Below are 10341 nucleotides of genomic sequence, written 5' to 3'. Positions count from 1 at the left end.
CCGCGGACCAGCAGGTGCGCGTCTCGCCGTCGGCCGTCGAGACGGCCGACCGCTGCCCGCTGCGGTGGGCGCTGCAGGCCGCCGGGGGCCGGCGCGAGGACACCCTGGACCAGTCGCTCGGCAACCTCGTCCACGAGATCGCCGCCGAGCACCCGCACGGCACCCTCGAGGAGCTGCGCGAGGCCCTGGACTCCCGCTGGTCCTCCCTCGGGCTGGGCGAGGGCTGGGTCGGGCGGCGCTCGCGCGAGCAGGCCGACCGGATGGTCGAGCGGCTCGCCGCCTACGTCGCCGGGGTGCCGGGCGAGGTGGACGTCGAGCGGAAGTTCGAGGCGGACGTCGGGCGCGCCAGGCTCGTGGGGCGCATCGACCGCGTCGAGCGGCTCGGGCCGGACCCGGTCGCCGGAGCCGAGCGTGTGCGCGTCGTCGACCTCAAGACCTCGAAGAACCCGGTGAGCGAGGACGACGCCCGCACCAACGCCCAGCTCGCCACCTACCAGGTGGCGGTCGAGGCCGGGGGCCTCGAGCGGCCCGCCCTCCCGGACGGCGCGCGGCTCGTCTACCTCGGGGCCGGCAGCAGCGGGCCGACCACCCGGGCGCAGGTGCCGCCCGCCGAGGCGGAGGACCCGCGCTGGGCGCACGAGCTCGTCGCCCGGGTCGCCGACACGATGGCGGGGTCGTGCTTCGACGCCCGGCTCAACCCCGGCTGCGGGCACTGCCCCGTGCGGCGCAGCTGCCCGCTCCAGGACGAGGGACGGCAGGTGACCCAGTGACCGGCACGACCACCCCCCTGTGGCACAGCCCCGCGGACATCGCCCGCGCGCTGGGCCAGCACGTGCCCACCGAGGAGCAGCAGGCCGTCATCGAGGCGCCGCTCGCGCCCCAGCTCGTCGTCGCGGGGGCCGGGTCCGGCAAGACGGAGACGATGTCCGCGCGCGTCGTCTACCTCGTCGCCAACGGGCACGTGCGCGCCGACGAGGTCCTCGGGCTCACCTTCACCCGCAAGGCAGCCGCCGAGCTGTCCGACCGCGTCCGCCTGCGGCTGCGCCAGCTGCGCCGCGCCGGGCTGCTCGACACCGGGCCACGGATGGACGTCGACCGGCCCACGATCGCCACCTACAACTCCTTCGCCGCCGACATCGCCAAGGAGCACGCCCTGCGGGTCGGGGTGGACCCCGACGCGCGGCTCGTCACCGAGGCCGGCGCCTGGCAGCTGGCCGACGGCGTCGTCCAGGGCTGGCACGACGCCCTCGACGTCGACGCCTCACCCGGCTCGGTCACCGAGGCGGTCCTCGCGCTGTCCGGCGCGCTCGCCGAGCACCTCCTCACCACCGACGACGCCCGCGAGCAGCTCGAGGACCTCGCCGGCTCGCTCACCGAGGCCGCGCCCGCCGGGCGCACCGCCAAGCCCTACGCCGACACCCGCAAGGTGGTCACCTCGCTGCGTGAGCGGCTCGCCCTGCTCGACCTCGTCGACGCCTACGCCCGGGCCAAGCGCGAGCACGGCGTCATGGACTTCGCCGACCAGGTCGCCACGGCCGCCCGGATCGCCGAGACCGTCCCCGCCGTCGGGCAGGCGCTGCGCGAGCAGTACCCCCTCGTCCTGCTCGACGAGTACCAGGACACCTCGGTCGCCCAGCTGCGCCTCCTGTCGGCCGTCTTCGGCGGCGGGCACGCCGTCACCGCGGTGGGCGACCCGAACCAGGCGATCTACGGCTGGCGCGGCGCCGCGGCGGCCGCGCTCGCCGACTTCCCCGCCCAGTTCCCCAGCCTCGGGCGCGCCGGCCAGGACCACACGCCCACCCGCTACCTGCGCACCTCGTGGCGCAACGACGCCCGGATCCTCGCCGTCGCCAACCGCGTGTCCGGCCCGCTGCGCGTGCCCGACGACTCCGGCCCGGCGCCGGTCGAGGTGCCCGAGCTCGTCGCGCGGCCCGGTGCGGGGGAGGGGAAGGTGCTCGCCGCCTACGCGGAGTCGGTGGACGAGGAGGTGGCCGGCATCGCCGACTTCCTCGCCGAGCGCTGGTCCCCGGAGCAGACCGCCGCCGTCCTGTGCCGTACCCGCTCGCAGTTCACCCCCGTCGTCGAGGCGCTGCGGGCGCGCGGCGTCCCGGTCGAGGTGCTCGGGCTCGGCGGCCTCCTCGCCGCCCCCGAGATCGTCGACGTCCGGGCCGCACTCGAGGCCGCGCACGACGCCTCGCGCGGCGACTCCGCGATGCGCCTGCTCACCGGCGCCGGCCTCGGCGCCGCGGACCTCCACGTCCTCGGTGCGTGGGCGCGCTCCCTGGCCGCCGCCGGCGGCGCGCAGGGCGAGGCGAGCATCCTCGAGGCGGTGGACGACCCGCCGCCCGCCGACTGGCGCTCCCCGACCGGGAGCGCGCTCACCGTGGACGGGCTGCGCCGCGTCCGCCGCGTCGGGGACCTCCTGCGCCAGGTCCGCTCGCTGAGCTACCTGTCGCTGCCCGAGGTCGTCGCCCACACGATCACCCTCATGGGTCTGGACATCGAGGTGGCCGCGCGCGCCGGGCGGGTCGCCGCCCACGCCCGCGCGAACCTCGACGCGTTCGTCGACGTCGCCGCCTCCTTCGCCGCCGACGCCGGCGGTGGCGGGCTGGGGGCGTTCCTCGGCTGGCTCGACGCGGCCGAGGAGCGCGAACGCGGGCTCGAGCCCGTCGACGCCGACCCGCAGCCCGGTGCGGTCCAGGTGCTCACGGTCCACGCGGCCAAGGGGCTGGAGTGGGACGTCGTCGCCGTCCCCGGGCTCGTGGAGTCCCAGTTCCCCAGCTACAACGGGCGGCCGCGGCCCGACGGCACGGTCTCCGCCTCCGGCTGGCTCACCGACCGGTGCGCGCTGCCCTACCCGCTGCGCGGGGACGCGGCGAGCCTGCCCGCCCTCGACGTCCCGCCCGCCCCGACCCACGCGGACGTGCGCGACGCGCTCACCCGGCTGCGCAGCGACGGCGGCCGTCACGCCGTCGCCGAGGAGCGGCGCCTCGCCTACGTCGCGGTCACCCGCGCCCGGCACACGCTCCTGCTCACCGGCTCGTGGTTCCGCACCGGCAAGTCCCCGCTGCCGCCCTCCCGCTTCCTCAGCGAGCCGCGCGACGCCGGGCTCGTGGAGGAGGCGCCCCTGGGGTGGGCCGCCGAGCCCGAGGCGGACGCCGTCAATCCCAGCCTCGAGCGCGTCGTCGCCGCCACCTGGCCGCTCGACCCCCTCGGGGAGCGGCGCGGGCGCCTGGAGGCTGCCGCCGTCGCCGTGCGCACCGCCACCGGTGTCCCCGAGCCCCGGGAGGGGGACGTCGCCCGCTGGGCGCGCGACGCGGAGCTGCTCCTGCGCGAGCGGGCGGAGTCGCGGGCCGCGAGCCTGGAGGTCTCGCTCGGCACGCACCTGTCCGCCTCCGCCGTCGTCGGCCTCGTCAACGACCCGCACGCCTTCGCCCTCGACCGGCGCAGGCCCATGCCGAGCGCGCCGAGCGAGCACGCGAGCGTCGGCACCCGCTTCCACGCCTGGGTCGAGGAGTTCTACGGGGCGCCCAGCCTGCTCGACGTCGACGGCGCCGAGGACCTCCTCGCCCCGGACGAGCCCACCGGCACGGCGCCGGACCTCGCCGAGCTCCGCCGCACCTTCGCCGCCTCCGCGTGGGCTGCCCGGCTGCCGGTCGCCGTCGAGGTCGACCTCGAGACCGCCGTCGCCGGCACCGTCGTCCGCTGCCGCATCGACGCCGTCTTCGACGACGAGCACGGTCTGGACGTCGTCGACTGGAAGACCGGTGCGCCGCCGCGCGACGAGGAGACGCTCGCCGCCCGTGAGCTGCAGCTCGCGCTGTACCGCCTCGCGTGGGCGCGGCGCACCGGACGGCCGCTCGAGGAGGTCGGGGCCGCGTTCTACTACGTCGCCGCCGACCGCACCCTGCGGGCCGGCCGGCTCACCGAGGAGGAGATCGTCCGTCGCGTCGGCGCCGCGCTCGCCCGCCTGTGAGACGCCCGGGTGCGCGTGGGCAGCAGCTGACGCAGAGTGGGCCGATGGAACCGATCTACACCGCAGAGGCCCTGTCCACCGGCGCGGGACGCGACGGTCACGTGAGCTCGCCCGACGGCCGCGTCGACCTCGACATGGCCGTCCCCGTCGAGATGGGGGGCTCGGGCCAGGGCGCCAACCCCGAGCTCCTCTTCGCCGCGGGCTACGCCGCGTGCTTCCACTCCGCGCTCCAGGGAGCCGCCCGCCAGGCGGGCGTCGACGTCTCCGGCTCGACCGTCGGCGCGCGGGTCGACATCGGCAAGCGCGAGGACGGCGGCTTCGGCCTCGCCGTCACCCTCGAGGTGGTCCTGCCCGGCGTTCCGGAGGAGGAGGCCCGCCGGCTCGCCGACGCCGCCCACGCCGTGTGCCCCTACTCCGCCGCCACCCGCGGCAACATCGACGTCACCGTGACGGTCGCCGACGACTGAGTCGAGCATCACCACGGCAGGAGGCCGCCCGGCCCAGGGCAGCCGCCCCCCGGTGGTGCACCATGAAGAGGTGACAAGCCTCGCCCCGCGTGGCCCCCGGCCCAGTGCGAAGTTCATCGTCCTCGTCGGCGTCATGGCCGCACTCCCGGCGGTCACGACCGACATGTACCTGCCGTCGCTGCCCGTCGTGGCGACCGAGCTGGACACGACCCCCGCCCTCGTCCAGGCGACGATCACCGGTGTCCTCATCGGCGGCGCGGTCGGCCAGCTCATCGTCGGACCGCTGTCCGACCGCTTCGGCAGACGACGTCCCGTCATGATCGGGGTGGCCCTCCACGTCGTCGCCTCGATCCTGTGCATCGTCGCCGCGGGCATCGTCCCGCTGCTCGTCCTGCGCGTCATCCAGGGGATCGGCAACGCCGCGGCCACGACGACGGCGATGGCCGTCATCCGCGACCGCTACAGCGGGGCGACCGCCTCGGCGATCCTCTCGCGCCTCATGCTCGTCATCGGCATCGCGCCGCTGCTCGCCCCCACCGCCGGCAGCCTCGTCGCGGACATCGCCGGCTGGCGCGCGATCTTCGGCGTGCTCGCCGCCCTCGGTGTGGCGCTCATGCTCTTCATGTGGCGCTTCCTGCCCGAGTCCCTGCCGCCCGAGCGGCGCCGCACCGAGGGCATCGGCGGCGCGCTGCGCAGCTACGGCGTGCTCCTGCGCGACCGCCAGTTCGTCGCCCTGGCGATCCTGCCCGGCCTCGGCCTCGGTGCCCTCATGAGCTACGTCGCCGGATCGCCGTTCGTCTTCCAGGAGGAGTACGGCCTGGGGGAGACGCAGTTCGCGCTGCTCTTCGCCGTCAACGGCATCGGCCTCGTCCTCGGGTCGCAGGTCAACGCCGCGATCGTCCGCCGCTTCGAGCCGCTCCACATCATGCGCGTGGCGGTGCCGGTCGCGCTGGTCCTGGCAGTCGCCCTCTACGTCATCGCCGCGCGGGACGTGGGCGGCCTCGTCGGCATCGTCGTCCCGCTGTGGCTCCTGCTCGCCGTCAACTCCGTCGTCCCCCCGAACGCCAGCGCGCTCGCGCTCAGCCGGCACGGCGAGCGGGCCGGGGCGGCGGCCGCGCTCATCGGCGCCGCGCAGGCGGGGATCGCGGGCCTCGTCAGCCCGCTCGTCGGTGTCCTGGGCGAGGACGCGGTCGCCATGGCTACGGTGATCATCGGGGTCATGGTGCTGGCCGTCGTCGTGCTCGCGTTCGGGACCCCTGCCTACCGACGTCAGGAGCGGCGGTGAACGAGGACCTTCCCCCCGAGCTGCGCGACGGTGGCGTGGGCCGCGGTCGCGTCCAGCCGCTGTGGTGGCGCGTGACGACGAGCGCCGTTGCCATCATGCTCATCGGCCTGCTCGTCGTCGCCCACCTCATGTGACGTACGGCCACCTGCCGCCGCCCGCTGCGGTGAGCCGCCGCCCCGGCATCGCGTAACCTGGGTGATCGTGGCCATCGACTTCCCGCACGAGATCCAGCAGCTGCGTTCCACCTACCGCGCCATCAGCGCGGTGACGGACCCCGACGCGCTGCGGGCCCAGATCGCCGAGCTCTCCGAGAAGGCCTCCGCGCCGAACCTGTGGGACGACCCGGACAGTGCGCAGGAGGTCACCAGCCGACTGTCGCACGCCCAGTCCGAGCTCTCCCGCGTCGAGCGGATGGGCGAGCGCATCGACGACCTCGAGGCGCTCGTCGAGCTCGGGCAGGAGGAGGACGGGGCCGACGCCGACGCCTTCCTCGAGGACGCCCAGGCCGAGCTCGCGAGCGTGCGCAAGGACCTCGCCGACCTCGAGGTGCGCACGCTGCTCTCCGGTGAGTACGACCAGCGCGAGGCGGTCATGACGATCCGCGCCGGCGCCGGCGGCGTCGACGCCGCGGACTTCGCCGAGATGCTCATGCGCATGTACCTGCGCTGGGCCGAGCGGCACGGCTACCCGACCAAGGTGCTCGACACCTCCTACGCCGAGGAGGCGGGCCTCAAGAGCGTGACCCTCGAGGTCAAGGCCCCGTACGCCTTCGGCACCCTGTCCGTCGAGGCCGGCACGCACCGCCTCGTGCGCATCTCCCCGTTCGACAACCAGGGGCGGCGCCAGACCTCCTTCGCCGCCGTCGAGGTCATCCCGCTCATCGAGCAGACGGACCACGTCGAGATCCCCGAGTCGGAGATCAAGGTCGACGTCTTCCGCTCCTCCGGGCCCGGCGGGCAGAGCGTGAACACGACCGACTCCGCCGTGCGGATGACCCACATCCCCACCGGCATCGTCGTGTCGATGCAGAACGAGAAGTCCCAGATCCAGAACCGGGCCGCGGCGCTGCGCGTCCTGCAGTCCCGCCTCCTCCTCGTGCGCCAGCAGGAGGAGAACGCCGCGAAGAAGGCCCTCGCGGGCGACGTCAAGGCGAGCTGGGGCGACCAGATGCGCTCCTACGTCCTTCAGCCCTACCAGATGGTCAAGGACCTGCGCACCGAGCACGAGCAGGGCAACCCGCAGGCCGTGTTCGACGGCGAGATCGACGACTTCATCGAGGCCGGGATCCGCTGGCGCAAGCAGCAGGAGAACCGCGCCGACTGAGCGCCGCCCGGCGTCCTCGCCCGACATCTGCGCGGCCCGCGCGCGGCGTGTCGCCGCCGGGCTCGCGCGCGCCCGTGCCTACTCTCTCGAACAGGGCCAGAGCTGTACCTTCCCCACCTCCGAGACTGGCCGTAGAGCATGATTCGATTCGAGAACGTCTCCAAGGTCTACGCCAGAGGCGCACGGCCCGCCCTCGACCAGGTGACCCTGGAGATCGAGCGCGGCGAGTTCGTCTTCCTCGTCGGCCAGTCCGGTTCGGGGAAGTCCACCTTCCTGCGGCTCGTGCTGCGTGAGGAGCGGGCCACCTCCGGCCAGGTCTTCGCGCTCGGCCGCGACCTGTCCACCGTGTCCCGGTGGCGGGTGCCCCACCTGCGGCGGCAGATCGGGATGGTCTTCCAGGACTTCCGCCTGCTGCCGAACAAGACCGTGTTCGACAACGTCGCGATCGCCCTCCAGGTCATCGGCAAGCCGCGCCACCACGTCCTCACGACCGTCCCCGAGGTGCTGGAGACCGTCGGCCTCGAGGGCAAGGAGAAGCGCCTGCCCCACGAGCTGTCCGGCGGTGAGCAGCAGCGGGTCGCGATCGCGCGGGCCTTCGTCAACCGGCCCGCGATCCTCCTCGCGGACGAGCCGACGGGCAACCTCGACCCGACGACGTCGATCGGGATCATGCGGCTGCTCGACCGGATCAACCGGATCGGCACGACGGTGGTCATGGCCACCCACGACGACGAGATCGTCGACCAGATGCGCAAGCGCGTCATCGAGCTCGAGGACGGCCGCCCCGTGCGCGACCAGTCGCGCGGCGTCTACGGCGCGGCGAGGTAGGGGCCATGCGCGCACGTTTCGTCCTCAGCCAGCTGGCCTCCGGCCTGCGCCGCAACGTCTCGATGACGGTCTCCGTCATCCTCGTCACCTTCATCTCCCTCGTCTTCGTCGGCGCCGCCGCCCTGCTGCAGATGCAGATCGGCAACATGAAGGACGACTGGTACGACCGCGTCGAGGTCTCCGTCTTCATGTGCCCGCAGGACTCGGCGGTGCCCACGTGCGCGGCCGGCGAGGTCACCGACGAGCAGCTCGCCGACGTCGAGGAGCTCCTCGCGTCCGAGGCGCTCGCACCGTACGTCGACGAGGTCTTCTTCGAGACGAAGGAGGAGGCCTACGCGGCCTTCCAGGAGCAGATGCCGGACACGGTGTGGACCCAGTCCCTCACCCCGGACCAGATGCAGGTCTCCTTCCGGATCAAGCTCGTGGACCCCGAGCAGTACCAGGTCGTCGCCGACGAGCTCTCCGGCCGGCCGGGCGTCGAGGACGTCGTCGACCAGCGGGCGCTCCTCGAGCCGCTGTTCCTCATCCTCGACCGCGCGACCCTGCTCGCCGTCGCCCTCGGCGGCGTCATGATCCTCACCGCGGTCCTGCTCATCACGACGACGATCCGCCTGTCGGCGATGAGCCGGCGCCGCGAGACGTCGATCATGCGCCTCGTCGGCGCCTCGAACCTCTTCATCCAGCTGCCGTTCATGCTCGAGGGTGCGATCGCCGCGCTCGCCGGTGCCGCCCTCGCGGTCGGTGGCCTGTGGCTCGCCGCGCGCTACCTCGTCGAGGGGTGGCTCGCGACGGAGTTCCAGTGGGTGCAGTTCGTCGACACCGGCGACGTCCTGCTCATCGCGCCGCTGCTCGTCGTCGCCGCCATCCTGCTCGCCGGCATCAGCTCCCTGGTGTCCCTCTCCCGCTACACGAGGGTGTGAACGTGACGTCGTCCCCGCGCGGCCTGCGCCGCCTGTCCCGTCCGCTCCTCTCCGCCGTCGTGGCCCTCGGGCTCGTCGTCGGGGGCAGCGCCGCCGTCGCCGACTACGAGGACGACATCCGCGAGTACGACCGCCAGCTGCAGCAGCAGCGGGAGGAGCGCGAGCGCCTCGCCCAGCAGCGCGAGGAGCTGTCCTCGCGGCTCGAGGGCACGAACGAGGACCTCGCCGGCGCCTACCTCGCCCTCGAGGACGCCAACGCCCGCCTCCCGGTCGCCGAGGCGGCCCTCGCCCAGGCCGAGGAGGACCTCGCGGCCGCCGAGCGCGAGGAGCAGGCGGTCGCCGACCGGCTCACCGTCGCCGAGTCCGAGCTGTCCGGCCTGGGGGAGGAGCTGGCCCAGGGCGACGCCCAGATCGCCGCCACCCGCTCCTCGATCGGGGAGCTCGCGCGCAGCACCTACCGCGGCGGCGCCTCCCTCAACGGTCTCTCGGTGGTCCTCAACGCGCGGTCGAGCGAGGAGTTCATCCGGCAGACCGCGATCGTCGACACCGCGGTGCGCACCCAGACGAAGGTCATCACCGACCTCGAGACCATCACGGCCGTCAACCGCAACCGCGAGCTGCGCCAGCAGGCGGTGCGTGACCGCATCGACCAGCTCCACGTCCAGGCGCAGGAGGCCGTCGCTGCCGCCGACGAGGCGCGCGCCGCGGCCGACGAGCACCGTCGCGAGATCGTCCAGATCCAGCAGGAGCAGTCCGAGCTCGCCGAGCGGCTCGAGGGCCTGCGCGAGCAGCTCGCCGCCGACCTCGCCCAGAAGGAGGCCGACGACGACCGCCTCGCCGGCATCATCGCCGGCATCGAGGCGAACCGGGCGCAGTCCGTCGCCGAGCGCGAGCGTGAGGAGCGCGAGCGCCGGGAGCGTGAGGAGCAGGCCCGTCAGGAGGCCGCGGCCTCGGGCGGCGGCGGGTCCTCCTCCTCCGGCGGCGGCGGGTCGAGCGGCGGTGGCGGCGGAGGCGGTGGCTCGGCGAGCATCCTCCCACCCGTGCCCAACCCGCTGTACGTCACCTCGCCGTACGGCTACCGGATCCACCCGATCGCCGGCTACCGCTGGTGGCACGCCGGCGTCGACGTCCGCTCGGCCTGCGGCAACCCGCAGTACGCCGCGGCCAGCGGGACCGTCTCGGCGACGATCCCCGCTCCGGGCAACGCCTCGCACGGCAACCAGGTCATCATCGACCACGGCCGGATCGGTGGGAACGGGTACGTCACCGTGACGAACCACCTCAGCCGCTTCAACGTCCGCCCCGGGCAGTGGGTCAACCAGGGCGACGTCATCGGCTACACCGGCCAGACCGGCAACGTCACCGGCTGCCACGTCCACTTCGAGGTGTGGAAGAACGGGGTCACCATCGACCCCATGGGCCTCGGCGGCTGGATCCGCAGCAACTGACCCGCTGCCCCACCCCGGCCCTCTCTCCCGCCCACATCTCCCGCCACCCTCTCCCGCCGAGCGCTGGATCGTGCACCGTGCACGATCCAGCGCT

9 protein-coding genes are annotated in these 10341 nt (G+C 74.1%); all 9 read left to right on the top strand.

Going from position 1 to position 10341, the window contains the following annotated elements; genetic code table 11:
• Positions 1 to 770, top strand: a 770-nt coding sequence (locus FHE66_RS08370; RefSeq protein WP_176554710.1) for a PD-(D/E)XK nuclease family protein, incomplete at its 5' end; no start/stop codon positions are given.
• Positions 767 to 3976, top strand: a complete 3210-nt coding sequence (locus FHE66_RS08365) for an ATP-dependent DNA helicase (protein WP_139072516.1) — start codon at positions 767 to 769, stop codon at positions 3974 to 3976. The genes FHE66_RS08370 and FHE66_RS08365, both read left to right, overlap by 4 nt.
• A gap of 44 nt (positions 3977 to 4020) precedes the next feature.
• Positions 4021 to 4443 carry an organic hydroperoxide resistance protein gene (locus FHE66_RS08360; RefSeq protein WP_139072515.1) on the top strand — a complete coding sequence of 141 codons (423 nt, stop codon included), beginning with the start codon at positions 4021 to 4023 and terminating at the stop codon, positions 4441 to 4443.
• A gap of 70 nt (positions 4444 to 4513) precedes the next feature.
• Positions 4514 to 5728, top strand: coding sequence for a multidrug effflux MFS transporter (locus FHE66_RS08355; protein WP_230976424.1), 1215 nt, complete (start codon positions 4514 to 4516; stop codon positions 5726 to 5728).
• Positions 5725 to 5862 carry a hypothetical protein gene (locus FHE66_RS15490; RefSeq protein WP_176554709.1) on the top strand — a complete coding sequence of 46 codons (138 nt, stop codon included), beginning with the start codon at positions 5725 to 5727 and terminating at the stop codon, positions 5860 to 5862. Before FHE66_RS08355 ends, FHE66_RS15490 begins: the two co-directional genes overlap by 4 nt.
• 67 nt (positions 5863 to 5929) lie before the next feature.
• Positions 5930 to 7051: a peptide chain release factor 2 gene (gene prfB, locus FHE66_RS08350; RefSeq protein ID WP_139072514.1), complete on the top strand. Its 1122-nt coding sequence runs from the start codon at positions 5930 to 5932 to the stop codon at positions 7049 to 7051.
• Between the two features lie 138 nt (positions 7052 to 7189).
• Complete coding sequence (gene ftsE, locus FHE66_RS08345) at positions 7190 to 7879, top strand: cell division ATP-binding protein FtsE (protein WP_139072513.1); 690 nt, start codon at positions 7190 to 7192, stop codon at positions 7877 to 7879.
• Between the two features lie 5 nt (positions 7880 to 7884).
• Positions 7885 to 8799 carry a permease-like cell division protein FtsX gene (ftsX, locus tag FHE66_RS08340; RefSeq protein WP_139072512.1) on the top strand — a complete coding sequence of 305 codons (915 nt, stop codon included), beginning with the start codon at positions 7885 to 7887 and terminating at the stop codon, positions 8797 to 8799.
• A 2-nt stretch (positions 8800 to 8801) separates the two neighbouring features.
• The gene (locus tag FHE66_RS08335) at positions 8802 to 10247 is read left to right on the top strand and encodes a M23 family metallopeptidase (protein WP_139072511.1); all 1446 of its coding nucleotides are present in this window, start codon (positions 8802 to 8804) and stop codon (positions 10245 to 10247) included.
• Positions 10248 to 10341 lie beyond the last annotated feature (94 nt).

The sequence above is a fragment of the Georgenia sp. 311 genome (assembly GCF_006151955.1).
Classification (GTDB): Bacteria; Actinomycetota; Actinomycetes; order Actinomycetales; family Actinomycetaceae; genus Oceanitalea; species Oceanitalea wutianyii.
The sequence above is the reverse complement of the archived record's forward strand: the minus strand, read 5'-3'. Positions and strand labels throughout refer to the sequence as shown.

What these genes read in the sequence shown, in the direction of transcription:
- FHE66_RS08360 (WP_139072515.1), top strand. Translation starts at nt 4,021, where the DNA reads ATGGAACCGATCTACACCGCAGAGGCCCTGTCCACCGGCGCGGGACGC.
- ftsE (WP_139072513.1), top strand. Translation starts at nt 7,190, where the DNA reads ATGATTCGATTCGAGAACGTCTCCAAGGTCTACGCCAGAGGCGCACGG.
- ftsX (WP_139072512.1), top strand. Translation starts at nt 7,885, where the DNA reads ATGCGCGCACGTTTCGTCCTCAGCCAGCTGGCCTCCGGCCTGCGCCGC.